The organism is Photobacterium carnosum, from assembly GCF_021236965.1.
GTDB lineage: Bacteria > Pseudomonadota > Gammaproteobacteria > Enterobacterales > Vibrionaceae > Photobacterium > Photobacterium carnosum.
In genome coordinates, this window is the sequence record NZ_WMDN01000003.1 from 238,997 (window position 1) to 263,273 (window position 24,277).

Consider the following 24,277-nt stretch of genomic DNA (forward strand, 5'->3'; position numbering starts at 1 on the left):
TTTAATTGATATATCTGCATTAAAATGAGTTTACTGTGATATACCTAAGGATAAGTTATGATCGTGTATGATGAAATAGGTTTTTCTAATTCATTTTCAGTAATAAATAGCTACTTCAAGTTGAGTAGATCTGTCGTCGATAGAAAAAAGTATGAAAATATATATGGTATAACTGAGTCTTTAATCGAAAATTTAACTAAATTGTTAGATAGACCTTCAAATAATATATCTGTTAGTGATATAGAAAATTTTCTTCAATATTCATCAACATTTAGGGATAAGTTATTTGAGTTAGTTTCTTTAATTGAAAATAAAAGTATTACCCCAAAACAAAAAGATAAGTTTTTTGAGGTTTATAAAAATGAAGAGGATAGATTTAATCTGGCAAATTTAGATTGGTTAGAACCAATTAGAAAAATAAAAAATCGTTTTTCTCATGATAGTCAAAAACCAGAAGTGAAACAATCATATTTTAATTATTTTCAATTATTAGAAAATAAAAAAACAGAATTCCCATATATTCAGTTTTATAATGATAAAAATAATTTAGTTTATTTTGATCATTATTTATCGCATATTATTTTTTGCTTTTCATATTTATTACGATTAATGGCAAGGAAACTAGAAGTTAAATCTAACAATAATATTATAAGTGATATATTTCCTCACAACCAATATTGTGACATGATTAATGAGCTTAATAATATTTTTTGTTCTAAAGAAGAAAAAGAAAAAAGAAATTTATTTTCTAAGTTAGATTTAAATAAAACTTGTTTAAAAAAAATATGTCAACAATATCAAGAGGATTTTTCTTCTATAGGCGGTTTTTATGGAGCAGGGTTATATTTAAAGCTAGGGGTAATTTTCGCTCAAGAGAATCAGTTTGAAGAAGCAAAAATTAATTTTCAGCATGCTTTAAATTTGAATTTTAATATAGTACAGTTATCTAATATCATTGCATGTTATAGTAATGAAAATTCACCAGAAAATAATTTTTATATTGTTAACTTAATAAATAAACACATGTTCGATGCATATCGAGATGGATGTCTCAATTTTTTTATTAATGCAGGTTTATTTTTATCTGACATACCCGATAATAAATTAGCAAGTGATATATTTGAACTTGGGAAAAATCTTATCGGTGATAATAAAGAGAGTGTTGATTTTCTTTATAATTACGTACATTTTTTGAAAAATAATTTAGAAGAATATGATCAGGCGCTCACATATAGTTTTCATATAATTAATATAGATCCAGTAGATCAATCGGTTCATAAAATTATAATACAGATATATTTAATTAAATTACAAAAACATTATTGTAAGGATCTATTTATAGAACTTTATAATTACATATTAAAAAATAAAAATAATTTCAAAAATAAAGAAATACTAGAAAAGGTAATAGTAATTGAGGCCCATTATAATAAAGAATATAAATAACCAATTAAATTTTAGTATTCTAATTATTAATGATCCTGTCTCAAAATCTGTGTAATTGCCTATCATTAACTTAATTATATTAAGGATAGGTAATTATGACCAAGCAAGAACTTGAAGCCTTTACGAAGGAAGCTGCAAAAAGTTTGAAATCTCATCAAGATCTCCTCGATTTCAGTTAAATGCTCACTAAAATAACAGTTGAAGCTGCTCTTAATGCAGAGCTTGATGAACATTTGGGTTATGAAAAAAATCAGAAAAACACCTCAATAAATTATCGAAATGGTTCATCAACTAAGACTTTAAAAACAGAAGATGGACAATTTGAACTCGATACACCAAGAGATCATGAAGGCAGTTTTGAACCACAATTGGTTAAGAAAAATCAAACACGTTTTACATCGATAGATGACAAGATTATCAGTCTTTATGCTAGAGGCATGTCAATAGGTGATATCGTTGATTCGTTTAAAGAAATGTATAATGCAGACATTTCACCAACACTCATATCCAAAGTTAATAATGCCGTCATTAACGAAGTCAATGAATGGCAAAATAGGCCATTAGACAGTTTTTATCCCATTGTTTATTTAGACTGTATTGTGGTTAAAATCCGTCAAGATAACCGTGTAATTAATAAAGCAGTTTTTCTTGCTTTAGCGATTAATCTTGATGGAGAAAAAGCATTATTAGGTTTGTGGTTTTCTGAAAATGAAGGTGTTAAGTTTTGGCTTAATGCCTTAACTTAATGCCTTAACTTAATTAAAGAACTGAGGCGTTGAAGATATCCTAATTGCTTGTATAGATGTCCTTAAAGGCTTTCCTGATGCAATTAATACTGTTATCCAACTTGTATTGTCCATATGATAAGGAACTCACTACGATTTGTATCCAGGAAGGATTACAAAGCAATGACCGAAGATTTAAAACGAATCTATCAAGCAGATACTGAAAAATAGCACTTATGGAGCGAGATGCTTTTTTAGAACGTTGGGATGAAAAATATCCTAAATATCAAGGTTGTGGATAAATAATTGGGAGAATTTAAATACGAAAGCGATTTATACAACGAACGCTATTGAGTCACTGAATAGTGTTATTCGTAAAGTGATTAAAAACCGAAAAGTATTTCCAAGTGATGACTCGGCTAAAAAAGTCATTTATTTGGCAATTCGGTTAGTATCAAAAAAATGGTCGATGCCAATTCATAATTGGAAAGTAGCGATGAACCGTTTTATTATTGAATTTGAAGGCTGTTTAAAAGATCACTTGTAAAAGGTAATTACACAGAATTATTTACAGGGTCGGATTTGGAAACGAAGTTGAACTGTACCCATACTTATTCCTAAGACCTATCCATCCAAACCGACTGGTATTATTTTTCTATTCTTAACCGCGTCCGATTGATTGGATAGTTCTTCATGATTAACAGTGAAGTGCTCAATAACATATACAGCATCAGTGTCGTTATAGCTGAGTTTTACAAATCCAATATGAGTTAGCTCATGGCGATAGTTATTCAAATAAACTTTGAATGTGCAATTTATATATTGATGGCAACACCACGTTAATAATGTATCTTGAATATCATTGAAGGAATCGTGTTCATAAACAACTAAGATTTTTTCATCTAGTGAATGTTCATAGTTAATACTTACCATAATTTATCCCTGACTGTTATTACCAAAACAAACAAAGCGATCTCTCACCAAGATCGCTTTGTTGCTAAAACCGCTTCCCAAACCGACTGGTATTATCCTTCCATTCTTCAACGGCAGAACGTAACCAACGTAAGGGCATAAGTGTAATTGGTTCAGGGAAGCCGCGTGTTTGTCGCCACTTATAAATAGTTGCTCGACTTGTGATTTGAAACATCTCTAATACTTCAATGTGACTAATTAAAAGATGTGTTGATTGCTCATTAAGTTCAGCATAAGTTTTTGCTGGTGGCGGTGAATCAGGTAGTTGCTTTTGTTGTTTACTTTTATAGTGTGACGGTGTCACGTTTAAGCTGTTTTCTGTGGTATATGAGATGTTTACAGTAGGGTAGCTGTTGTAATCGAACATGTTTGATTCCTTATTCGCATGTTGTACTAACAAAATTAGCAAGACGAACTCGATTCATGGTGTGCCAGCAACGGGCATCACCTTTAAATAAGCCTCCTGCCTTTAATTTTGCACATCCTTCCGGTAATGACTCACCACAATGTTGGCAAGTACCTAGTGATTGTTTGATTTGTTCCATCTCACCATGAATACGATGGATCATTAGTTGTAATGCTTCAGCGTTATCACAAGCTGTATTGGGATAAGAGAAGAATTTACAGATCTCATTTAGCCGTTCGATCTCCATATTATTTAATGGGAGAGGGAAACTGGTCACGCCATTGGTTTTACGTTTATTTCTCAAACGTTGGGCGCGTTTACGTGCTTGCTCACGTTTTTTATCATTAATCGCCATAGGTAACTTAATTCAATAAAAAGTAACTATTGGTTATTTTAGTCAAAATTTAGGCAGTGTCAATAACCATTAGTTACTTTTATAACTAATGGTTAAACAAAACTTAATTATGATGATGATTTTAAGATAAAAAAAATCCACGATAATTCGTGGAAATATTCGAATAAATAAGGATTTATAGAAGATTATTCAGGATTGTAACTTCCAATTACAACACCACAAATATGGGTATCTGTTTCAAAGATAGGATGGTGAGAGGGATTGAGAGGCTTTAAATATAATTCACCAAATTCGTTTTGAGCTAATTGTTTAAAAGTTTGTCCTTTTGCGGTTCTCGCTACTACACGTTTACCAACCATTGGTTCTTTATCAGGATCTACAAATATAATAGTTCCTTCGGGATATGTACGCCCAAAAGGAGCGGTCATAGAGTCACCGACCACACGTAAAGCAAAGGTTTTATCTGATGCTGAAGGCTCTGGACATAGAATCATGTCACAGTCATAAGGTAATACTTGTGTTTCTGATGAACAAAAATCACCAGCTTGTACCCATGAAATGATAGGAACTAAACGTGCTTTGACAGGTATAGTGTTTATATCTGGTTTAATTGGCGTTACTGATGGTGTGATGCTATTACCTTGATTCCCTGATATTAATTCTTCAACTGTACTTTCTAGTAGAGTTGCAATGTCAGCAAGTTTTTTTGTATCAGGAATTGATTCACCTATTAACCATTTTCTAACACCAACAAGTGATATGGTAAATGGAAGTCTTTCTTTTAAATAACCGGCGCGACCACGAACAGGAATTTCATTCCTATCACAGATGCTATTCAGCCTGTCTGCAAATTCTTTTGCTTTATCTTCACCGTAAACCATAGAACCACCGATTAATTAACCAAAGGTTATTTTACATCTATTGACTATAACTATCAGTTAGTGTTTAATTTAGTAACTAATAGTTACTTTTGAGGTTATTAACTTGGAAAATGTAGTTACTCACGTTAAGGCAACGTATTTTGATGGTTCTTTGAAAAAAGCTGCTGACTTTTTTGGTGTATCACCTGTTGCATTTCGGAAATGGGAGTTAGAGAAAGAATTTCCTGCCAAATCAGGACGAATGCAACAAGCTCATGAATTAACTCAACTGGATTATGTCGTTTTATCACCATCCATTTTTAAGTTACCAGTAATGAAAAATAGTAACGAAACAATCTGATTATAGATGATTGTCAATCTTCTGGTTATTTATACAGTTAAGGAAAACCCGCATGTCAATTCAGAGCCTAAAAAGCGTTATGCGTAACGCTGTTGAAGGATGGCGTACTGAAGTCAGTAAAGAGTTCATTGCTCAAAAAGTTGCCCGTCAATATCACAACATGGATTTACCATTTGAAGTTGATGCACAACGAAAGCAATTGCTTAAACCGGTAGGGGCTGATGATAAGAACAACCAACAAAACTTTTTCCGTTATTTAGAACGAACCAGTATTGAAGCCAAAGCCACCATGATGGATTTGTTACCGGCTATTTTGGTTGCCTTACCCAAACAGCGAGCTTCTGATGCGCTCAATGCGTTTTTAAATCCACTCGGGTTTTCCGTAGCAGTAATAGGTATGGGGAGTGAAACACCTAAACGTGATCAGCTATTGGCTATGTTTAACAAAGAATCATCCGAAGCATTGTCATCGTTATTGTCGTTACCTGATAACGCTACTGTTGAACAGCTTCGTGCTGCTTACCGTGAAGTACAAGAAAGTGAAGGCTCTCATAAACCTTTACTGGGGTATTTAGAAACCTTAATGACCGCTAAAAATCATAAGGCTGGCAGCCATGAATAATTGTCATCAAGTTATCAACATTACATCAATACAGGTACGGGGGCAGTATGGCTGGGCTATTTAATGCAATACGCGAGTTATCAGGTAATGAAGCGAACATCAGTATTCCGCGTGTTTACATTCGTTTTTGTAAGGGTGATTTAAATCAAGCCGCAGTGCTGTCTCAGCTCGTGTTTTGGTCAGGCCGTACAACTAGAACAGATGGTTGGTTCTATAAGCGTCATGAGCAATTAGCGGATGAATTAGGCTTCTCTGTCGATCAAGTTCGTTATGCATTAAAGAAGCTGAAAACCCGTTTAATTGATTGCCTAGAAACAGCCCGTAAGAAGGCAAATGGTGTACCGACAGTGCACTACAAATTCAACGAATCAAAGCTAATGGAAATCATCTTTTTTAGTCAAAATTCCGATTCGGTAAATTTACCGAATGGAAACGGGAATATTACCGAATCCATTCGGGGATCTCACCGAAACCTAGGAAACGGGAATATTACCGAATCCATAAACAGATCCAATACAGATCCGATAATACAGATCAATAACCCTGTAGTCCCTTGTGAGGATGCTTATCAAGATTCTGATATCACTGAACAGCCACAACCAACATCACAGGAACGTAACACCAAGCCTGTTCGTGCTCAGCGTAAATTGAAAACCGAATTGGGAGATGATTTCACCATCACCGAGCCGATGCAGCAGTGGTATGCAACACAAGGTTTTACGCTCGATGCACAAGCGGCAACGTGTCAGTGGACGGATGCGATGAAAGCCCGTGATTGTAAATACTCAGATTGGGTAGCCGCTTGGCGTAACGGCATGCGCAATGCCAACAAGTGGGCAGCAGAGCGTACTAATAAACAAATCTCAGCCACACAGCGAATGGGTGCCAGCGATGGCAAATATGGTCCACCGGAGGATTATCGATGAATATCATGCAACGTTTAGCGCAAGCCATGCCAGCACATGTGAAGCCATACACTTACGAGCAAATGCAAGCCATCCATCAGCGTGAAACGAGAGAGTTAGGTAGAAATGTCTATGAGCAAAACCAACAAACACGCGAGTCAAAAGCATTAGGGCGTTCAGGTATCAAGAAGCGTCATCAACATTGTAGCTTTGATAATTTCGTGATTCAGAGTGCGGGTCAGCAACATGCATTCAATGAATCAAAAACGTTTGTGGATAATTTACTGAATGGGCGTACATGTGGTGGTTTTATCTTTGCGGGTACATCAGGCACAGGTAAGAATCACTTAGCGTGTGCGATTGCCAATCAAGCACTTCAGCAACGCCGATCAGTTGTGGTGATCACCGTTGCCGAATTGATGCTTAAATTTCGTGATACCTACCGTCAAGACTCAGCAACCAGTGAAACAGCACTGATTCGTTTTCTGAGTAATGTTGATTTGCTGGTGATAGATGAATTGGGCGTTCAGCACAACAGCAATAACGAACGAGTAATGATAAACCGCATCATTGATGAACGTTATACCCTAGAAAAACCAACAGGGGTGATTACCAACCTTCAGAGTGATGAGCTTATAACAACTTTAGGCCGCGCAGCTGTCGACCGCATTATGGAAGACGGTAAGTGGGTAACATTTAATTGGTCAAGTTTTAGAATTAACAATGGAACACAACCAGCATGAGAATCGAAACCCTGTTGAGTAAATTTGCGATTAAAGGGATCAACTACGATCCTCTATCTGGTGGTGGTAAAGCGTTATTGTCTGCAGAAGAACAATTGGCGGTAGTGGGGCTATGCTGGCATGAATCGCCAGTAGGGTGGTTGGTACTGTTTGTTGAAGGGCTAAGAGATGTTCATGCACTTAAACAGCTGCAAATAGCGACTAGGGGTGAAACATTACGGTTAATGGAAGATTGGCGTGGTGTTTATCCTGAAAAGGCGTTAACGGCGTTATGTGCGACCGCGATTGCTGAAGCGACTCAACAGAACGGCCAAGTGTGTCCGGAGTGTGATGGCGCAGGAAAAGTGCTTTCAAAATGTAATCATCAGCGCAAATGTCAGTGCTGTAAAAATGGACGAATTGAATGGACTCAGGAAACTCGATTTGCTTATTTTGCTCAAGTTCTGCCTGTTACGTATAGTCGATTTAAGCAATATTATAAAATATTGAATAAACTAACACATTGGCTTGATTTTAATAGGGAATCTGTTGTTATGTCTGTTAATAAAAAAATAAAGGAAGAAAGAATGGTAAGTGAAATGTTTAATTAAAAATAGAGGGGTATTAACCCCTCTATTTGGTTTTTAATTTAGGTTCAAACTATGTTCTTCTATTCTTGCTAATGTTGATATGTATTCTTGTCCAGGATCTTCTGGGAAATTATTATTATGCCATTTCCCTGTGAGAATTGTTTTATGAACTAATAATTTATTCGTTAATTTATTTCTTCCCCAAGAGGTGCTCATTTCTGATAAATAATCTGAAATTAGATCTCTATCAATATAATTACCTATAGTAATATTTTTTAGTTTTTTAAATTCATTATATCTTATATATGAAAATGATATAATGAAAAGCGATAGTGTTATACTAATAATTACAGGGTAAATAAAAGAGAATATATATTTTAATGTTTCCTTGTCAATAAACTTTAAAACCAAAAATAGGAATAAAGAAATAAATAACATAGTTAATATTGGTAATTTAATTAATGATATTATTTCTTTTAAAATTTTTATTTTTTCCTTACCTTTGAATTTTATTTGTATTGACTTAAAGATCATGTACATATCAAAGTAAGGTATTAACATTAATGATGTCAATCCAGCAGTTATATTATAAAATAATGTAATATTTTGATTTTCAGGTAATGTGTAAAAGTATTCATATGTAGAAAGGTCTTTTGAGTTAATGAATATTATGATTAATAAAAGCAATTCTATTTTTGCTATCTTAATTAGTCTGTTTGTTTTTTTTGTATTACTTAATAATGTTGTAAATATTGATTTTAATAAAATGGCAGAGATTGTAATAATAGTAATTATAGGCTGTAATATAAAAGATATAATTAGAGCGATAATATTTAGCTGAATGATTTTCTTTCGCCAGGTTATTATTTTTTTTACCTGTTTAAATGCATCTGATAAAGAGAGAGAAAATATTATTTCGTTATTTCGTTTTAAAAAATCGAAATCAGAAATACTATATATATAGTTGGTTGTTTCATATGCGAGTTTTTTACTTATTTGTTGTAAATTTCTACAAGCTTTAAATGCTTCATCTTGGACCCATGTGTGATTTATTTTTAGAGCTTTATGTACTATATTATCTATATTTGATTCATCTAATATACCTATTGATTCTATTATTATTTTTTGAGAAACAATGTTTTTATTATTATTGATTTGGTCAAATATAATATCTGTTAACGGTTGAATAAAATCAGATAGACAATCTTTTCTAGTTCGAAATGCATCTCTGATAAACCTTAAACAATGTATTGATTTAATATATTGATTATTTGTTATCCCATATTTGATGTTAGAGAGTTTTTTTATTTCACTCCAGCAGTAAAAGGCTATATTTCTTGCTGAATCAGTATCAGCAATTTCACAATACATTACGAGAGCATCTCGCCATCTAGAATCATTTGGTATTGATTCTAAATTTACTAACTTTTTGTCTTCTAACAATTTAGTTGCAACTAAATACTCATTAAATCTTCTATGAGAAAAGCTAAATGAATCATTATCAATACCACCAATTCTACCTAAACGAATAAATTCAAGTATATTGGTAACATTTCTCACATCATAGTTTGGTATTTCTTTTATTAACTCATTAATGGGGGCTCCTAAACCATAACTTGGTGTTTTAAACATAATTAAAGCTATTTCAGATGCACAATTTATTACATCTTCAGATGATAAGTTATATTTTTTCATTCGATCGTTAGCAGAAAATAATCTTTTATTAATATAACTTTGATATAAGTCTGATTGCTTTGTGGGTAATTTATTTTTATTGTCTTTAACATACATAGATATTAGAGATGTTGTAAAAGGATTTCTAGCGATTGATATTAGCTCAGGTCTCTCTTTAAATATTTTAGATATTTGTTTTTTATCTATTGAAATTGATTTTTCAAGAGCTAACTTTATTTGTATTTCGTTAAAAGGTCTTATTTCTAACGTTGTGTTTGTTTGGAATTTTTGAGTTGGTTTTCGAAATATTCTTGATGCTAAAATTCCACGAGATACATGAGTTCCAGCTAATGTTTTATATATAAGATCAGATAAATGGTCAACTAACCAAGATTTTTCATTTTCATCAAGTAATGATGGTATTTCATCAAACGAATCAAGAATAATAAATAATCTACCATCTTTAAACATATCATCAAAATTTTCATCTATAAACTCACACCCAAAAACATCTAATTCACTTTTTAATGAGTTTTTAATGAAAAATAAAAGATCTTTTTGTGTAGGAGGATTTTTATCACTCCATGGTGTTTCTGTAATCCAGTCCTTTAAATTAATATAAATAGGAATTCGACCTGTTTTTTGAACTTCCTTAATCATTTCTGAGCATAATTTCCTTAAAGCAACACTTTTCCCCGAACCTGGGTCGCCTAGAATTAAAAACACTTGGCTTTTTTTGTCTGATTGAATTGCTTTTAATAAATCTGTGACTTTTCTTTCTTTTTTATTTCCTGTTATAATTTCAACTTCTGCATTTAATGGAGTGAAGTACTCTGAACTCCAATTTGTTTCTATATCTATTTTATTTATATTGTTATTTAAAACATTACAAAATGAAGGTAACGTATCCTTATATTCTTTTTGAGGGAACTCATTATTTAGGGAAGTAGGATGTTCTCCCATAACTGATTTGTCTCTCATGAAATAGTTTATAATAGCAATCCCAAATAAAACAAAAATAAGAATTATTGATGATGATAATCCATCAGTTACTCTTATATTTTTTAAAATTGGTATGTTTTTTAACAAATTATCAAAAAGAGGATTTAGCAATGATGATGTTATCATTGATGATATTTTATTATCAAATAATAAAATGGAAGCCACTAACCATATTATTGTTAGTGATGCCATCCTTATTTTATTTTTACTATGAACAGGAGCCCAAATATTTTTAGTTATATATAAGAAAAATAAAATAAAGATACTACTAATAATGGTAAGTAAAATTCCTGATATATAATAACTGCTAATAATAGTAACCAATCCAATAACAAAGATTAATAATAAGAGTTTGTGTTTGGAGTCTATGTTTGTAAACAAGTAGTATATCCTAAAAGTTAACTTTAAAATCAGCATGTTAAACTAAATTTTGCCACTATGCACCATGTTGTGTTGACATTTTGTGTATTATGCCGTCTAATCCCCACATTGCAGAACCTCACCTACTCGGTGGGGTTTTGTCGTTTTAGGATTCCATTAAATCCATAACCGTCCCTTGAGGCGGTTTTTTTATGTCTGAAATTCGCCTATGAGAGAGAAAGTTATCAGCTGGTTTGCCTACCTTTGGGCAGGTTTAACCGGTGTAGCCTCTGGTCTTTCCATGAACGAAATAGGGGTGCTCATCTCTATTTTTGCCACCGTATTTACTGCGTGTATTAACTGGTTTTATCGATATCGAACCCTCAAAGCCCTGCAAAACCATCCAGAGGTGAAGAAAGTTTATGAGCAAATTGAAGAAGACTAGTGGTGTTATTGGCTGCTTGGTCGCTAGTGTGCTGGCGGTTGTTGCTGGTACAAATCCTGATTTAAAAACCAGCCCTGATGGATTAGCGTTTATCAGTGATTTAGAAGGGTGTTCATCATCCGCCTATCAATGCAGTGCCGACCGTTGGACCGCAGGGTTAGGCCATACCAAAGGAGTAAAACAAGGCGACAAAGTGACCACCGAAACCATTGCAGATTGGTACATTGAAGATATCAGCGCGGCGGAAAAGGTGGTTAATCGGCAAGTTAAATTACCTGCTGGCCCTCAATACGATATGGCAGTGTCATTTGTGTTTAACCTCGGGGCTGGCAACTTTCGCAGTTCTACCTATCTCAAGAAACTTAAATCAGGGCAGTTAACCGCTGCCTGTAATGAATTTCCACGGTGGGTATTTGTGAATGGTAAAGATTGTCGACTTGATAGCAGTCACTGTGCTGGCATCGTTAAACGCCGTTTAGCAGAGCAAAAGGTGTGCTTGCATGGCTATCAGTAAGTTCAAGCTCATCGGGGTTGTTGGTGTATTAACGGCGTTATCGATGTTGGTGTGGATGTATTTACAGACAGTGCAAAAGCTGGAAGCGGCTCAAGCACTGGTTGTGGAACAGCAAACCAAATCAAACCAGTTGGTAGACGTTAATCAGTCGATGCAATCTACTATTACCCGTTTAGAGCAAGCATCCCACCAAGAACGATTAGCGGCTGAGCATAACGAACGTCAACGTCAGCAATGGCAACAACGAGCGTTAAAAGCACAACGTCAAATCGATAAGGATATTGCTCATGAAAAGTGTGCTGATTTGCCTATCCCTAACGCTAGTCATTGGTTGTACTACACCAAGCCCGCAAGTGGTGACTCAATACAAAATTGAATATATCAAACCACCTGCTGCGTATTTGATTTCCTGTAAACAACCTTTCCATAAACCGCCTATGACTTGGGGTGAAGCCGCTAAGCGTGATCCAGTATGGTTACACCATTTCTCGCTGTGTGCTGCACAAATTGAAAACCTACGCCGTTGTTATAACGACCCAACACACTGTGCGGCGTTACCCATTACAGAGGGAGAGCCATAACCACAATAGAGAGTGCCATGAATAATGAAAAACGTTTTTGGAATACCACCGAACTTGAACAGTTTGGTAAACACCGTTCAACCATTCGTAAAAACTTAAAAGCGGCAGGGGTTTCTCCTGTCGCTTATAAGGGCAACACGCCACTTTATGATGTGGTGCAAGTCGCGCCGTACCTATGCCAACAACCGCGTAAAGAATCAGACGCACCCGATTTAATGGGATTTAAAACGGCGGCTGAGTTACGGGCGTATGTACAAAGTGAACGTGAAAAGCTGACTTTGATGCGGGAATCTGGTGAGAGTGTCACCAAAGAAGATTATGAAAATGAAATTGCTGTCTGTATTGCCAGTGTTAAAGGTTTTAAAGACAAGGTGATCACCCGTATTGAATCTGCTATTCCTACCGCGACACCGCAACAACTTGAAGATTTAGAAACTCTGCTTAATTTCGATTTAAAGGCGGTCGCTGATGAGCTTGAAACAGTTTGATGCCCGTTTAGGGATTAAGTTTGCCAATGCTAAAGCCATTCGCCGTGGCTTTGCTTATCTATGTGCACCTACGGATAAAACCCCCGTGGAAGCGGCTGATGATGAACTGTGGATCTCTGATGGTACCGATGTGACTAAGTTCTTATCGTCACAAGTGCCGTACATGCGAGAGCCGTTAAATTGTTTGGCTCGGCGTATTTATGAAGCGGTGATTGTGGTTGGTCCTGCACGTTCAGGTAAAACCAAAGCGATGGTGGAAGGCTGGATAAATTATACCGTCACGCAAGCCCCTGGTGACATGCTGCTTATCTACAGTACCAAGACTAAAGCTACCGATATGTCGAAAGTTGATTTAGAACGGAGCTTTTCAGCTACCGCAGGTATTGCCAAGCTGCGAACTGGGCGTAAAGCTGATGACAATATCACCTCGAAGAAATTTAAAAATGGCATGATCCTAAAGTTGGATTCTGCCACTGAAACCAGTTTATCTGCGTCTACCTATCGTTATGCCGGCGCGACCGATTACGATCGTGCTGATGATGCGGTAGGCCAAGAAGGTTCTAAGTTTGAACTGATGCTAATGCGTGTCCAAAACGCGAAATCATCCGGCATGGTGATGGCTGAATCTTCCCCTGGTCGTATTGTACGTAACCCTAAACGGGTTGAAGATTTATCACCACATGAATCTCAACCCTGTGGTGGTATTGCTGATTTGTACAATCAAGGTGATCGCCGCCGTTTCTATTGGTTATGCCGAGACTGTAATAGCTATTTTCGTCCTGATTTTGAAACCCTTAAATGGGAACAACATGCTGAGCCTTTAGAAGCAGCTAAAACCGCTTGGGTTGAATGTCCTCGTTGTTGCCATCGTCATACTGAATCACAAAAACAGACCATGAACCTTGAAGGGCGTTGGTTTCGTGATGGTGCAATTGACCAATATGGTGAGGTTGTCACCGATGAATCAGCCATTCGAACCAGTAAATGGGCAACGTTTTGGTTTGAAGGGGTTGTGGCAGCCTATGCCAGTTGGGAAAACTTAGTCTATCGCTTCCTGAATGCGGATGCCTTGTTCCAAGACTGTGGTGATGAAGAGTCATTAAAAACCTTTATCAACGTGCGTGTGGGGCGACCTTATGTGATGCAGTCGCGTGGTCAGGAAGTCGGTGCGCATCAATTAATGGCGCGAGCTGCTGATCATGAACGGGGCATTGTGCCATTGGGTGGACGTTTCTTAATGATGTCCATCGATGTGCAAGGTGGCAAACAGAACCCGCGTTTTGTAGTGCAAGCCCACATCTATGGTGAAGGGCTGCAACGGTGGGTGATTGACCGCTTTGAAATTCTCACTAATCCCTATCGTAACAATGACCGCATTAACCCGATGGTGTATGCCGAAGATTGGGATTTATTGATTGAACAGGTGATTAAGAAAACCTATCCCTTAGCGGATGGTTCAGGGCGAGTGATGAAGCCAGTATTAACCTTATGTGATTCTGGTGGTTCAGGTGAGAAGAAAAAAGGTAAACAGAAAAGCTCATCCGTTACCGATCATGCTTATCAGTTTTATAACCGCCTCAAAGGGCATGGTTTATCGCACCTATTCCGATTAGTGAAAGGGGCAAGCCGTGACATCGATGATCTGGTTAAAGAAACCTATCCCGATAAACGCAGTAAGTTGGCCAACGGTGAAATCCCGTTGTTAATGCTGCATACCAACCGTTTAAAAAACCGCGTAGCTGCCAGCTTTTCACGGTTAGAGTTTGGTGCGCGGTTCTTTCATTTACCGGGTTGGGCGGATCGGGTTTGGTTTGATGAACTCACCGTTGAATATATTGATGAGCTTGGCCATTGGCAAAAGCCCGATGGTGCACGTAATGAGTCGTTTGATTTATGTGCCTATGCCGAAGCCGGTATGCATTACAAAGGCGGTGATGATATCCATTGGGATAACCCGCCAGCATGGGCGGCTGATTGGCAATTTAATAGCAATGTGGTTGATGCCGACCAAACGCCGAAGTTTGAGCGTGTAGCGCGTCGACGATATAACCACTCAAAAGGAATTTTTGGATGACAACCCAACGTGAACGGCTGCAGTGGTATCTCGATGCCGAGAAAAAGATCTTGATGCAACAAGTGATTGAAACGGCTGAAGGGGAAAAGCTGACCTTTGCGAGTTTGGCAACGGTTCGCCGTGAGATAGAACGTCTGCAGCAGTTGATTAGCCGTGAAAATCAGGGAGGACGCCGCAGTATGATCCGGAGAAACTATCTTGAGTAAATTGAATATAGCCGATCGTATCATTTGTTATTTTAATCCTAAGTCAGGGGCTGAACGGCTTTATAACCGTAACCTGATTAATAAATACCAAGCCGCACTGCCTGCTAATCCTCACACCAAAAAACGTAATGCCCGATCTACTGGCAAAGCCAACCAAATAAATAAAGATGCGAAATCTTTACGCGAACGTGCGCGACATATGGATGAAAATACACCTTATGTTACCGCTATCCTTGATGAACTGTGTGCCAATGTTGTAGGGCCTAACGGCATTATGATTGAACCACAGCCGTTAGACATGAACGGTGATGTTCACACTGATTTTGCCCGTAAGATCAGCGAATGGTTTGAACGGTTTTCATTGCAACAAAATATTGATGGTGAGTTATCACGGGCTGAAACCGAATGGTTAGCCTGTCGAACGTGGCTGCGTGATGGTGAAGTGTTTGCCCGTTATTACTTAGGGCGAGATGCAGGAATTGAATACCCATCAACAACACCGTTTGGAGTGCAGCCGTTTGAGCCTGATTACATTCCTCTGAATATCAACGAGCCTGAAAAGGGTATGTATGAAGGTATTCGCCGTAATGGTCTAGGTCAGATGGTGTCATTGCTGATTCAGCGTGATGCGCATGGCTTTTCTTTTTCTGAAGTGGATGCGCGGTTTGTGGCGCATTTAAAATTCACCCGTCGATTTCATCAAAATCGAGGGGTAACACTGCTGCATTCGGTCTTAGATTTGATAGCTGATATTGAAGATTACGATCAATCAGAGCGTGTTAGTGCGCAGATTGCCAGCCGCTTTGCCTATTTTATTAAACGAGATTCAGGTTCAGGTGAGGCTGATAACTTTGAACGTGGCGGTGATATCTTTCTAGGGATGGGGAACAGTTTTGAACTCGCCCCTGGTGAAGATGCCGGCATTGTTGAAAGTAAGCGCCAAGAAGCCATGAGCAGTCCGTTCCGTGATGCTCAAATGCGATTAGCAGCATCAGGTGCGGGAGTTAACTGCTCAAGTGTCACTCGTCATTACACCGGTTCTTATTCCGCCCAACGGCAAGAGCTGATTGATTCCTTTGCCCGTTATCGCATTTTACAACGCAAGTTCGTTACCAGTTGGACCCGTCCTCAATATCGAATGGCACTGCAGATGGCGATTTTATCGCGGGAACTAGTGGTGCCTAAAGAAGTGGATGCGGTATCCGTACTCAATGCCATTTATCAAGCCCCAGTGATGCCGTGGATTGATCCTGCTAAAGAGATGACCGGTATTGAAAAAGGGACGCGTCTAGGGCTGCAATCACTCAGTCACTTCCAACGTGAACGCAACTATAACCCTGTCGCTGTACGCCGTGAGATAAAAGCCGAACGCCAAGCCATGAATGATGATGCCATTGTGAGTACGGCTGATCCTGCGCATAACGTTCAAACGAAGATCCAACACACAACCAAAGAGGCACAACATGCCAAAGACAACTAAATCGTGGTTCACGCTCAATAACCAAGGCGAAGGCCAACCGGTGAAGGTGTGGATCCATGGTGACATTGGTAGTTATGACATTGAAGCCATTGATTTAATCAAGGCCTTGCAGTCAGTCGGTTCGCAAGATGCTGAGTTCCGTATTCAAAGTTATGGTGGCTCGGTCTATGAAGGGCTGGCGATGTATAACGCCATTAAAGCCCATAAAGGCAAAACCATTGGTATTGTTGATGGGCTAGTGGCATCGATTTCTAGCTATTTCTTAATGGCTTGCGATGAAATTCAAATGCCTGAAAACGCTAAGCTAATGATTCATGATCCTGCTATCGGTGCGTGGGGTGGCGAAAATGAAATAGAAAGTGCGTTAACCCAACTGAAGAACGCTAAGCAGACCATTGCTGAAGCGTATACCGAACGCAGTGGTAAGCCGTTAGAGGATGTGCTGCAAGCGATGGCAAAAGAAACGTGGTTCACCGCCAGCCAAGCACTGGAGTTTGGTTTGATTGATGCGGTGATTGATGCTGTGGACTTATCCAATTGCCTTAAAAAAGTCTCTGCCACTGAGCTGCAAGCCAAAGCCTTTAAACATACCCCTGATGATTTATTGAATCAGCTTGTGCAACCGCCAGCAACGCCAACACCTGAACCTCTAATAAACCAACAAAGTGATCCTATGCCTAAACCTATCGATAACGATGCATTACAAAATGCGTTAAAAAACGAGAACCAACGTCAATCGACTATTCGTGCTTTGTGTGCAACCCATAAGGTGAGTGACACCTTGCGTGATGAAATGCTCAATAATTTACAGTGTAGTGCTGAAGATAGCTCACTCAAGATACTGCAATACTTGGGGGCGGTTTCCATTAATGGCCAAGTGCCTAATGCCGAACAATCACCAACAGGGTTAACCAATACCCATATTCATGTGGGCAACGGTAATACCACTAAAGATACGCTGCAAAATGCGTTAAATGCCCGTTGTGGTACGGGAGAGATTGAAAAAGATAACCCGTACCGCTTAAAAACCTTACTCGATATGGCTGAAATTGCGGTGGGTAAGGACGCTAAATATTGCGGTAACAAGAATGAATTAGTCGCTCGTGCGTTTAACAGCGGCGATTTTGCTGACATCATCACCGAAAGTGTACGAACGGTGATGCGAGATGAAGCGCAAGTACGTGCACCCTTATGGCGAGACTTGGCGAATACTGAAAACCTGCCTAACTTTAAAGAAACCGATTTAATTCTGATTAATGATGCGCCTGATTTAATGGCGGTATCAGAAGATGGTGAATACAAATCAGCCACTATTAAAGGCAGTGGTGAGAAAATTCAGTTAGCCAGTTTTGGTCGTGAAATTGCCTTTACTCGTCAAGCTATCATCAATGATGAGATTGCCTTGATCTCGAAAATTCCACGTAAGTTTATGCAATCGGCTTATCGCTTGTCGGATAAGTTGATGTTTAACGCCATTCTCAGCGGAAAGATGGGTGATGGCAAAGGTGTGTTCCAAGCGGGTGGCGCGAATAAGTGGGGTAACTTAGTTAATGATATTCCTGCCGCTGATTACCAAGCTTTAGTGATGGCGCTGCATAAAGCCTTTGCAACCGCGACCACCTCTGAAGGTGATGCGTTAGATTTACGCGGTGAAATCCTGCTTGCTAACCCTGACCATGCATCATTTTTAGAAGCGGTACTAAATACGGCCAGTAAACCTGATACGTTTAATCCTGCTTATAAGAAGTTTCCTAAAGTGGTTGAAACGGCACGATTAGCCTCGATTAATGGGGCGATTGCGTTAACCGGTAAAGACTTTGATTCGGTGGTGATGGGCTTCCTTGATGGTGCACAAGATCCTTGGTTAGAAACGGGGGATGGTTGGAGCAGTGACGGTGCTAAGTTCCGTATTACTTATGATGTGACCTCGAAAGTGCTTGATCGTCGTGGCATCGCTCAGGCAACGTTTGCCAATAAATAATATCGATTGTTATAGGGTGCTTCGGCATCCTTTTTTATAAGCGTAATAAACACATGGACAGAAAACACTATGCGTATTGCTGATGGTTTAAAGATTGATTTAAAAGCGCCAGTGGGTGGCTTTGAGAAAGATGTGCCGGTTAAGTATGGCGCGTTGATTGTGGTACCTAACTATTCGGCTAAAGAAGGTCAAGTGGTGAGCTGTACTTATCGTGGTTTGTTTGATGGACCCATTAAAGCGGGTGATTCACCGTCATTTATTGGTGAAGCGGCTTATTTTGACAGTGGCTTCTTTACTAAAACCGCACCAACAGGTGATGGCGCTGTGACTGTTCCTATCGGCTCATTCATTGATAACGGCGTGTTGTTGATGGGCGTTACCTTAAACGGTTAATTCATAAGGGGTGGTGATCATCAATGAAGAGTGCGTTTGATGATGCTCGGCAATTGATTCGAGTCGCTATTCAGCAGTGTTTTGGCAGTGAATTAGTGGTGATGTTACCCGATGGCCAACAACGAAAAATTCAAGGTTACATCAAACACCAATCAACAGAGAGTCATGCCATTAAACGGTTATTAACGGCCAGTTGTTTACCACCGTTATCAACCATGATGATAAAGGGTAAGCGTTATAGCTTGGTGTTCTCTGGCCATGAACAAGGCAAGGGTAATAAAGACAGTCAGCTGCAACGTGAATATGTTTTAAATCTATCACAAGCAGGGATTACACATGACTTCTCTGAATTCTAATATGGTATTGGACACCCGTTTTCTTGCTCGTCTTTCTTACCTTCCCGATGAATTAGATAAAGCCGCTAAACAAGCGATGATCAAAACCAATCGCTGGTTAAGGGCGGCTTCTATGGCTGATTTAGGGTATGAACTCAGTATTGATTCAAAAGCCATGACCACCCGTTTTAGAACCTATAAAAACGGCGGGATGTCAAAGCTGTGGGTGGGGGTAAGAAGCCTTGGTGTGCATCGATTAGGCAGACCCGTTCAAAATGGTAAAGGGGTGCAAGTCGGTAGCCATTTCTATGATGGTGCGTTTATTTCACCAATGGACAGTGATCAACTGCTGGTCTTTCGCCGTGAAAATAAAGGTCGAAAATCCATTAAGTTAGTCACCATCGATATTAGTGAGGAAGCAGAAGATATCATTGATTCTTACTTACCCGATTTGAACCGTAAATTTGAGGAGTTTTTTCATCGTGAGTTCCAATTCATTCTTTCGGGCACCCAGTGAGTGGGTGATGACCGTCATTGAACGGTTAGAGCAGCGTTTACAGCTTGGCAAGATAGAAACCGCTTATCAACGTGAAGAAACAGAGCCAAGTGCGCCTATCGTGCGTTATCAATGTGGTGAGTGCCAATCCATTAATTACACCAACAATGATGGCCGTAAAATCCATGAGATTGAGCTGAGATTCTTGGTAGAAGTGCCAATAGCTCAAGCTAACTTTGATGTGGTGGCGCTGGACTTATCTAGCCGTATTGAACGTGAGTTATTCAATGAACGTTTTGGTTGTGTTGATGATATGGAAGAGGCGCGATTGATTTCAAATCTGCCGCGCCGTTTTAATCCAGATAATGGCGTGTTCTTACGGGTTGTTACCATCAAGCAGCGTATTTTTATGGGGCCGATTGAACACGATTGGCAGGAGATTATAGGAACGAAAGCCAATGTTGAGGGCATTAGTTGAACGGATCCGTTCGTTAGAAAAAGAAGTGATGGCTTTGCGTGAAGAAATGGAAGAAAACCGCCGTTCTTCGAGCAATATTATTCGCCTTGGTGTGGTGGCTGCGGCATCAAAACAAAGCGTTGATGTTACCGCTGGTCAGAATAAGGCAACGCGGGTGCCGTTCTTTGTTCATAGTGCGGGGCGTGTTAGTCACTATCGGCGTCCTAGTGTGGGTGAGCAGTGCATTCTGATTAACTTAGGCTGCGGCGATAACCTCAATAATTCTGTTGCTCTGATGGGATTACCGTCAACAAACTTTCCTTGTCCAACGACCGAAGAAAACCAAGTAATGACCGATTACGGCAACGGTATGACGGAGTGTTATGACTTAGATACAGGTGCATTAACGGCGCATTATCCTGGTGGTGTCAAAGTGGTGGGTGATATTGAACAAGAGGGTAATTATCGTGCTTCGGGTGATGTGGCTGATGGTACTCGTTCGATGGCTGCGGATCGTAAGATTTATAACGGTCATATCCATCGGCATGGAAACCCTAACACCAGTACAACGGAGCAACAACAATGATAGGGATTGATCCTAAAACAGGGAAAACCGTCACAGGTATAGCTGCGTTAACGTGTCGGTTTGAACGGATCCTGACAACACAAATGACCTCACGGATTAAGCGCCGTCAAATAGGCAATAAAGTGATTGCCCGTTTAGGTCGCATGCAAAGCCCAACGGAAGCCATGATAGTACAAAACCTATCCCTTGAAGCGCTGGCGAACCCTGCTAATGGTTTAATCCAATTTAAAGCTAAACAGTGCCAAGCCATATCAAGTGATACAGGGTTTTCAGTGGTGGTGAAAGGCGTGTGGCAAGGGAATGAGATTAAATTACAGGTGCGGTTATGAGTTTACCTAAAGCGTTTGTGGTGCCTGAATTTGAAACCTTATTAAGTGAGTATATTGAAGCGGCGGTGGCGTATTGCGCTAAGTCAGATACCGATAAGGCGCAATTATTACACCAAGCCATGACCAATGATGGTGAACTGCTGGCACAAGTGACTCAGGCGTTTGTGTTAAAGCGAGTGGCTGAGATTCGAGAGCAGAATCACCAAGCCTTACAGATGTTTCGTAAGTTCGTCACTGAATCCGATATGGTCGATTTACTGGCATTGCAATATGGCTTAAAGCGGCAAATATTAACGCCAAGTGATAACAGTATTTTTCCACCTAAACCCGCCATTATGGAATCAGATGCAAGCCTATTGCAGAGGTTTGATTTAGCGCCTTATCAGTTTCATACCACAGGTACGCGAATGGGGTATAAATTCCATGCGCTGACCTTAGATGAACGGCCGCTGATAAAGATTGAATCAGAACCCGATGCGGTGGTGATGCGGTATGAATTTCAGCACTTAAACAGGCCAATGCCGGTTAAAGATGCGATGCCTAAAATGTTAGCGCCTAACTCTGGCAAAGTGTGTGTGGCAGTGCTAAGTCGAGAACATCCACAAGGCATTGCCAGTGCTGCGTTATTAAAGCGGGTAGGAGATTACCTTCAACGTGATGATATTGCCCAAGAGTCTGATGAAATCACCACTAAGAGTGCAGCTCCAAAGCTGTATCGAATTGTGGCCACGGTGTATACCGGCTCTGATCCAAGTTCGCATGTTGATAAAACCCAAGCCGAACACGCTGCATGGGCGTTAGCTGAAAAACGCCATAAGTTACATGGCATTGTTGATAGAGAAGAGGTGGCACACATTCTTTATGAGTTAGGGGCAAAACGCGCCAAAGTCCATGAGCCTGCAGCTGATGTTATTTGCCAGTGGGATCAAGCGCCGTATTGTACGGAGGTGATCATTGATGTTCGAGGTGACTGAGCCTTTTATTTCGGTTCAACCTGAAAACCGCACCCTGATTGAAGAATCCTTAGAGTATGCCTGGCATACCTTACTGGCTAACCAAACCGATCCTTTCCCTGAACTGAAACAACCACGATTAACCTCAGAGCACTTTGTTTCCTTACTCGCTGGTGAGCGAGGGGTAACCGATTGGCGACCTGAAGATTCCTTAGAGCAGCAACGTAAAACTGCCGATAATGCTTTTGAAATCCATCGAAAAGCAGGAACTCGTCACGGTTTAGCGGTGGCTATGGATGCGTTGGATTGTGATATTGAAGTTACCCCTTGGTATCAAATGGATGCGCCGCCAGGTCCTTATCATATTGAGGTAGTGGCTTGGAAACGTAATAAGCCAGTGAATCAAAAAACCGCTAAACGGATGCTGACACGGATTGAAAATACCAAATCTGAGCGTGACACCGTTGAACTGATTTTAGCCTTTGGTTTAGATACTGGGCTCACGTTCTCAGGGGTAAAACAGCCATCCGTTGTTGATTACGATGATTCAGCCTCTGGCATCATGCCACCATCACCGTTGGTATTGGCTCCCTTTGGTGTTTCAGGTGGTCACTTTCATACCACAATCGGTGATGAGTCGTATCAAGGAGCCATGCCTAATGACTCATGGTGTGTAGGTGGAAGCTATTTTGCAGGCGGTATGCGTATGGTGATGAGTACCGATATAACGTTAGGAGCAAGAACATGAGTTCACCCGTTGTTCAATTTACTAAAGTGGGATTGGCCGAGCTAATTAGCGCCAAAAACCAAGGCATCAAAGGGGCGATTAAATGGATAGCGGCAGGTGACCGCAGTTATCAGCCAACACCTGAACAAAAAGCGTTGTACAACGAAAAGCAACGTGAACTGATTTCAGATTGGGAAGAATTAAGCCCCACACAACTACGCATGGCGGCAGTATTTAAAGGCAATCTGGAATATGAAGTGCGAGAAGTCGGGTTCTTTTTAGAAACTGGCACCTTGTTAGCGGTCTATTCAGTGCCGAATACCTTATTGGCGTATAAATCAGCCAATGCCAGCTGGTTACAGAAATTCACGTTAGATGTCTCCCCGTTGCCGTCAAATAGCATCACGATTGAGGTCGGTAATGACAATATAAACCTGTTACTAGGTGAAGAGTTAACCACCATGGCAACGGCTCAAATTGGCAATATGTCGCGCCATCTTGAATTGCTATTTCGTTTTAATGAACTAGAGAAAAGAGTGTGAGGGAATATGGCATGCACAATGGAGGGACCGCCGTTACTGAGCATTATTGCCGGCACAACCTATGGCTTTGATGTTAGTTGGACGACTGGTGATGACTGTAATCCTTATGTGAAATTGTTTGGCTGTACTGCTGTTTTCGTTGTGCGTTCTATTGAGGGTGAAGTGCTGGTACGGGGTACCACAGAATCTGGACATATCACCATTATTGAACACCCACAGCAAAGCGATGCACTCGATATCAAAGTCACCCATGACCAAACCCAAGGCCATCAACCAACAGCATGGGAGAACGCGAGTTATGAAGTGCGGGTAACCTTTTCGAGTGGTGATCCTTACAGCATCTTACGTGGTCCTGCGGTACTGATAAAAGGGGCGGTTGATGATTAGCGCAAATGCAAAAGTGTTGGTCACGCTCAATACTGACCGCGTGATAACAGTACGGTTACCCCAAGGGATTGCTGTCGTTCGTGAGCAAGTGAAACCCAATATTCAAGTGGTAACGATTGGTCAGCAAGGGCCAGTGGGTACGGTCAGTGAAGAAGTCTTAGCAACGGCAGCAGAGGCAAAAGCTTTAGCGGTGACCGCTTCGGAGATTACCCAATCAACCGCAACATTGTTAGATAGCGTCATTATTAGCATTACTAACGGGTTTAACTTTCAGGCGGGGGAACTGTCAGCTTAGGAGTGAAA

Annotated in this window: 31 protein-coding genes and 1 pseudogene; 28 read left to right on the top strand and 4 right to left on the bottom strand. The window is 39.7% G+C overall.

Features of this window, described 5'->3' with window-relative positions:
* Positions 1-57 precede the first annotated feature (57 nt).
* The 3 genes and pseudogenes from GLP24_RS04685 (at position 58) to GLP24_RS19830 (ending at position 2,718) form a co-directional block, all read left to right on the top strand.
* A complete protein-coding gene (locus GLP24_RS04685) occupies positions 58-1,446 on the top strand; it encodes a hypothetical protein (RefSeq protein WP_232615600.1) in 1,389 nt (462 codons plus the stop codon).
* A 179-nt stretch (positions 1,447-1,625) separates the two neighbouring features.
* Positions 1,626-2,402, top strand: a pseudogene (locus tag GLP24_RS04690) (IS256 family transposase).
* 148 nt (positions 2,403-2,550) lie between these two features.
* Positions 2,551-2,718: a hypothetical protein gene (locus GLP24_RS19830; protein WP_331254160.1), complete on the top strand. Its 168-nt coding sequence runs from the start codon at positions 2,551-2,553 to the stop codon at positions 2,716-2,718.
* Between the two features lie 450 nt (positions 2,719-3,168).
* Here the strand turns inward: GLP24_RS19830 and GLP24_RS04695 are convergent, their stop codons facing one another.
* From GLP24_RS04695 to GLP24_RS04705, 3 genes are all read right to left on the bottom strand, one after another.
* Entirely contained in the window at positions 3,169-3,510 is a 342-nt protein-coding gene (locus GLP24_RS04695; protein WP_060999139.1) for a helix-turn-helix transcriptional regulator, read from the bottom strand.
* A gap of 10 nt (positions 3,511-3,520) precedes the next feature.
* Positions 3,521-3,904: a hypothetical protein gene (locus tag GLP24_RS04700; protein ID WP_232615601.1), complete on the bottom strand. Its 384-nt coding sequence runs from the start codon at positions 3,902-3,904 to the stop codon at positions 3,521-3,523.
* 185 nt (positions 3,905-4,089) lie between these two features.
* Positions 4,090-4,785, bottom strand: coding sequence for a S24 family peptidase (locus tag GLP24_RS04705; RefSeq protein ID WP_232578839.1), 696 nt, complete (start codon positions 4,783-4,785; stop codon positions 4,090-4,092).
* A 103-nt stretch (positions 4,786-4,888) separates the two neighbouring features.
* Between GLP24_RS04705 and GLP24_RS04710 the strand changes: the two genes are divergently transcribed.
* Genes GLP24_RS04710 through GLP24_RS04730 form a run of 5 tightly spaced genes read left to right on the top strand, consistent with a single transcriptional unit; the run spans position 4,889 to position 7,985 of the window.
* Entirely contained in the window at positions 4,889-5,125 is a 237-nt protein-coding gene (locus GLP24_RS04710) for a hypothetical protein (protein ID WP_232598887.1), read from the top strand.
* A 52-nt stretch (positions 5,126-5,177) separates the two neighbouring features.
* Positions 5,178-5,747 (top strand): toxin YdaT family protein, encoded by a 570-nt coding sequence (locus tag GLP24_RS04715; protein WP_232578135.1) that lies wholly within the window; start codon positions 5,178-5,180, stop codon positions 5,745-5,747.
* 47 nt (positions 5,748-5,794) lie between these two features.
* Complete coding sequence (locus tag GLP24_RS04720; RefSeq protein WP_232615602.1) at positions 5,795-6,673, top strand: hypothetical protein; 879 nt, start codon at positions 5,795-5,797, stop codon at positions 6,671-6,673.
* Positions 6,670-7,395, top strand: a complete 726-nt coding sequence (locus tag GLP24_RS04725) for an ATP-binding protein (protein WP_232615603.1) — start codon at positions 6,670-6,672, stop codon at positions 7,393-7,395. Before GLP24_RS04720 ends, GLP24_RS04725 begins: the two co-directional genes overlap by 4 nt.
* Complete coding sequence (locus GLP24_RS04730; protein WP_232615604.1) at positions 7,392-7,985, top strand: hypothetical protein; 594 nt, start codon at positions 7,392-7,394, stop codon at positions 7,983-7,985. The genes GLP24_RS04725 and GLP24_RS04730 overlap by 4 nt, the downstream gene beginning before the upstream one ends.
* Before the next feature lie 33 nt (positions 7,986-8,018).
* Here GLP24_RS04730 and GLP24_RS04735 read toward each other — a convergent pair whose 3' ends face one another.
* On the bottom strand, positions 8,019-11,021 hold the full coding sequence (locus tag GLP24_RS04735) for an NACHT domain-containing protein (protein ID WP_232615605.1): 3,003 nt from the start codon (positions 11,019-11,021) through the stop codon (positions 8,019-8,021).
* A gap of 208 nt (positions 11,022-11,229) precedes the next feature.
* Between GLP24_RS04735 and GLP24_RS04740 the strand changes: the two genes are divergently transcribed.
* The 20 genes from GLP24_RS04740 (at position 11,230) to GLP24_RS04835 (ending at position 24,269) form a co-directional block, all read left to right on the top strand.
* Entirely contained in the window at positions 11,230-11,445 is a 216-nt protein-coding gene (locus GLP24_RS04740; RefSeq protein ID WP_232575563.1) for an HP1 family phage holin, read from the top strand.
* Entirely contained in the window at positions 11,423-11,959 is a 537-nt protein-coding gene (locus GLP24_RS04745) for a lysozyme (RefSeq protein ID WP_232598883.1), read from the top strand. The genes GLP24_RS04740 and GLP24_RS04745 overlap by 23 nt, the downstream gene beginning before the upstream one ends.
* The gene (locus GLP24_RS04750; protein WP_232615606.1) at positions 11,946-12,335 is read left to right on the top strand and encodes a hypothetical protein; all 390 of its coding nucleotides are present in this window, start codon (positions 11,946-11,948) and stop codon (positions 12,333-12,335) included. The genes GLP24_RS04745 and GLP24_RS04750 overlap by 14 nt, the downstream gene beginning before the upstream one ends.
* Entirely contained in the window at positions 12,316-12,540 is a 225-nt protein-coding gene (gene lysC, locus GLP24_RS04755; protein ID WP_232598881.1) for an Rz1-like lysis system protein LysC, read from the top strand. The genes GLP24_RS04750 and lysC overlap by 20 nt, the downstream gene beginning before the upstream one ends.
* A 17-nt stretch (positions 12,541-12,557) precedes the next feature.
* Complete coding sequence (locus GLP24_RS04760; protein WP_045044047.1) at positions 12,558-13,028, top strand: hypothetical protein; 471 nt, start codon at positions 12,558-12,560, stop codon at positions 13,026-13,028.
* The gene (locus tag GLP24_RS04765) at positions 13,009-15,102 is read left to right on the top strand and encodes a terminase gpA endonuclease subunit (RefSeq protein ID WP_232579708.1); all 2,094 of its coding nucleotides are present in this window, start codon (positions 13,009-13,011) and stop codon (positions 15,100-15,102) included. Before GLP24_RS04760 ends, GLP24_RS04765 begins: the two co-directional genes overlap by 20 nt.
* The gene (locus tag GLP24_RS04770) at positions 15,099-15,308 is read left to right on the top strand and encodes a hypothetical protein (protein WP_232615607.1); all 210 of its coding nucleotides are present in this window, start codon (positions 15,099-15,101) and stop codon (positions 15,306-15,308) included. The genes GLP24_RS04765 and GLP24_RS04770 overlap by 4 nt, the downstream gene beginning before the upstream one ends.
* Positions 15,301-16,788 carry a phage portal protein gene (locus tag GLP24_RS04775; RefSeq protein ID WP_232615608.1) on the top strand — a complete coding sequence of 496 codons (1,488 nt, stop codon included), beginning with the start codon at positions 15,301-15,303 and terminating at the stop codon, positions 16,786-16,788. Before GLP24_RS04770 ends, GLP24_RS04775 begins: the two co-directional genes overlap by 8 nt.
* On the top strand, positions 16,772-18,769 hold the full coding sequence (locus GLP24_RS04780; RefSeq protein WP_232615609.1) for a ClpP-like prohead protease/major capsid protein fusion protein: 1,998 nt from the start codon (positions 16,772-16,774) through the stop codon (positions 18,767-18,769). Before GLP24_RS04775 ends, GLP24_RS04780 begins: the two co-directional genes overlap by 17 nt.
* Before the next feature lie 69 nt (positions 18,770-18,838).
* On the top strand, positions 18,839-19,162 hold the full coding sequence (locus tag GLP24_RS04785; RefSeq protein ID WP_232615610.1) for a hypothetical protein: 324 nt from the start codon (positions 18,839-18,841) through the stop codon (positions 19,160-19,162).
* A gap of 23 nt (positions 19,163-19,185) precedes the next feature.
* Positions 19,186-19,518, top strand: a complete 333-nt coding sequence (locus tag GLP24_RS04790) for a hypothetical protein (RefSeq protein ID WP_232579664.1) — start codon at positions 19,186-19,188, stop codon at positions 19,516-19,518.
* Positions 19,499-20,014, top strand: a complete 516-nt coding sequence (locus tag GLP24_RS04795) for a phage tail protein (protein ID WP_232615611.1) — start codon at positions 19,499-19,501, stop codon at positions 20,012-20,014. Before GLP24_RS04790 ends, GLP24_RS04795 begins: the two co-directional genes overlap by 20 nt.
* Positions 19,980-20,471, top strand: a complete 492-nt coding sequence (locus GLP24_RS04800) for a hypothetical protein (protein WP_232615612.1) — start codon at positions 19,980-19,982, stop codon at positions 20,469-20,471. The genes GLP24_RS04795 and GLP24_RS04800 overlap by 35 nt, the downstream gene beginning before the upstream one ends.
* Complete coding sequence (locus GLP24_RS04805; protein ID WP_232615613.1) at positions 20,452-21,036, top strand: phage baseplate assembly protein V; 585 nt, start codon at positions 20,452-20,454, stop codon at positions 21,034-21,036. Before GLP24_RS04800 ends, GLP24_RS04805 begins: the two co-directional genes overlap by 20 nt.
* The gene (locus tag GLP24_RS04810) at positions 21,033-21,365 is read left to right on the top strand and encodes a phage baseplate protein (RefSeq protein WP_107228681.1); all 333 of its coding nucleotides are present in this window, start codon (positions 21,033-21,035) and stop codon (positions 21,363-21,365) included. Before GLP24_RS04805 ends, GLP24_RS04810 begins: the two co-directional genes overlap by 4 nt.
* Positions 21,362-22,339 carry a baseplate J/gp47 family protein gene (locus GLP24_RS04815; RefSeq protein WP_232575574.1) on the top strand — a complete coding sequence of 326 codons (978 nt, stop codon included), beginning with the start codon at positions 21,362-21,364 and terminating at the stop codon, positions 22,337-22,339. The genes GLP24_RS04810 and GLP24_RS04815 overlap by 4 nt, the downstream gene beginning before the upstream one ends.
* Positions 22,323-23,066 carry a phage tail protein I gene (locus GLP24_RS04820; RefSeq protein WP_232575575.1) on the top strand — a complete coding sequence of 248 codons (744 nt, stop codon included), beginning with the start codon at positions 22,323-22,325 and terminating at the stop codon, positions 23,064-23,066. The genes GLP24_RS04815 and GLP24_RS04820 overlap by 17 nt, the downstream gene beginning before the upstream one ends.
* Positions 23,063-23,587, top strand: coding sequence for a phage tail-collar fiber domain-containing protein (locus GLP24_RS04825; RefSeq protein ID WP_065176874.1), 525 nt, complete (start codon positions 23,063-23,065; stop codon positions 23,585-23,587). Before GLP24_RS04820 ends, GLP24_RS04825 begins: the two co-directional genes overlap by 4 nt.
* 18 nt (positions 23,588-23,605) lie before the next feature.
* Complete coding sequence (locus tag GLP24_RS04830) at positions 23,606-23,974, top strand: hypothetical protein (protein WP_232575576.1); 369 nt, start codon at positions 23,606-23,608, stop codon at positions 23,972-23,974.
* Positions 23,967-24,269 (top strand): hypothetical protein, encoded by a 303-nt coding sequence (locus GLP24_RS04835; protein ID WP_232575577.1) that lies wholly within the window; start codon positions 23,967-23,969, stop codon positions 24,267-24,269. Before GLP24_RS04830 ends, GLP24_RS04835 begins: the two co-directional genes overlap by 8 nt.
* Positions 24,270-24,277: the final 8 nt, after the last annotated feature.

Excerpts from the sequence above, each read along its gene's own strand:
- GLP24_RS04685 (WP_232615600.1), top strand. The coding sequence starts at position 58 with ATGATCGTGTATGATGAAATAGGTTTTTCTAATTCATTTTCAGTAATA.
- GLP24_RS04695 (WP_060999139.1), bottom strand. The coding sequence starts at position 3,510 with ATGTTCGATTACAACAGCTACCCTACTGTAAACATCTCATATACCACA.
- GLP24_RS04700 (WP_232615601.1), bottom strand. The coding sequence starts at position 3,904 with ATGGCGATTAATGATAAAAAACGTGAGCAAGCACGTAAACGCGCCCAA.
- GLP24_RS04705 (WP_232578839.1), bottom strand. The coding sequence starts at position 4,785 with ATGGTTTACGGTGAAGATAAAGCAAAAGAATTTGCAGACAGGCTGAAT.
- GLP24_RS04715 (WP_232578135.1), top strand. The coding sequence starts at position 5,178 with ATGTCAATTCAGAGCCTAAAAAGCGTTATGCGTAACGCTGTTGAAGGA.
- GLP24_RS04720 (WP_232615602.1), top strand. The coding sequence starts at position 5,795 with ATGGCTGGGCTATTTAATGCAATACGCGAGTTATCAGGTAATGAAGCG.
- GLP24_RS04725 (WP_232615603.1), top strand. The coding sequence starts at position 6,670 with ATGAATATCATGCAACGTTTAGCGCAAGCCATGCCAGCACATGTGAAG.
- GLP24_RS04730 (WP_232615604.1), top strand. The coding sequence starts at position 7,392 with ATGAGAATCGAAACCCTGTTGAGTAAATTTGCGATTAAAGGGATCAAC.
- GLP24_RS04740 (WP_232575563.1), top strand. The coding sequence starts at position 11,230 with ATGAGAGAGAAAGTTATCAGCTGGTTTGCCTACCTTTGGGCAGGTTTA.
- GLP24_RS04745 (WP_232598883.1), top strand. The coding sequence starts at position 11,423 with ATGAGCAAATTGAAGAAGACTAGTGGTGTTATTGGCTGCTTGGTCGCT.
- GLP24_RS04750 (WP_232615606.1), top strand. The coding sequence starts at position 11,946 with ATGGCTATCAGTAAGTTCAAGCTCATCGGGGTTGTTGGTGTATTAACG.
- GLP24_RS04760 (WP_045044047.1), top strand. The coding sequence starts at position 12,558 with ATGAATAATGAAAAACGTTTTTGGAATACCACCGAACTTGAACAGTTT.
- GLP24_RS04765 (WP_232579708.1), top strand. The coding sequence starts at position 13,009 with ATGAGCTTGAAACAGTTTGATGCCCGTTTAGGGATTAAGTTTGCCAAT.
- GLP24_RS04770 (WP_232615607.1), top strand. The coding sequence starts at position 15,099 with ATGACAACCCAACGTGAACGGCTGCAGTGGTATCTCGATGCCGAGAAA.
- GLP24_RS04780 (WP_232615609.1), top strand. The coding sequence starts at position 16,772 with ATGCCAAAGACAACTAAATCGTGGTTCACGCTCAATAACCAAGGCGAA.
- GLP24_RS04785 (WP_232615610.1), top strand. The coding sequence starts at position 18,839 with ATGCGTATTGCTGATGGTTTAAAGATTGATTTAAAAGCGCCAGTGGGT.
- GLP24_RS04790 (WP_232579664.1), top strand. The coding sequence starts at position 19,186 with ATGAAGAGTGCGTTTGATGATGCTCGGCAATTGATTCGAGTCGCTATT.
- GLP24_RS04795 (WP_232615611.1), top strand. The coding sequence starts at position 19,499 with ATGACTTCTCTGAATTCTAATATGGTATTGGACACCCGTTTTCTTGCT.
- GLP24_RS04805 (WP_232615613.1), top strand. The coding sequence starts at position 20,452 with ATGTTGAGGGCATTAGTTGAACGGATCCGTTCGTTAGAAAAAGAAGTG.
- GLP24_RS04810 (WP_107228681.1), top strand. The coding sequence starts at position 21,033 with ATGATAGGGATTGATCCTAAAACAGGGAAAACCGTCACAGGTATAGCT.
- GLP24_RS04815 (WP_232575574.1), top strand. The coding sequence starts at position 21,362 with ATGAGTTTACCTAAAGCGTTTGTGGTGCCTGAATTTGAAACCTTATTA.
- GLP24_RS04820 (WP_232575575.1), top strand. The coding sequence starts at position 22,323 with ATGTTCGAGGTGACTGAGCCTTTTATTTCGGTTCAACCTGAAAACCGC.
- GLP24_RS04825 (WP_065176874.1), top strand. The coding sequence starts at position 23,063 with ATGAGTTCACCCGTTGTTCAATTTACTAAAGTGGGATTGGCCGAGCTA.
- GLP24_RS04830 (WP_232575576.1), top strand. The coding sequence starts at position 23,606 with ATGGAGGGACCGCCGTTACTGAGCATTATTGCCGGCACAACCTATGGC.
- GLP24_RS04835 (WP_232575577.1), top strand. The coding sequence starts at position 23,967 with ATGATTAGCGCAAATGCAAAAGTGTTGGTCACGCTCAATACTGACCGC.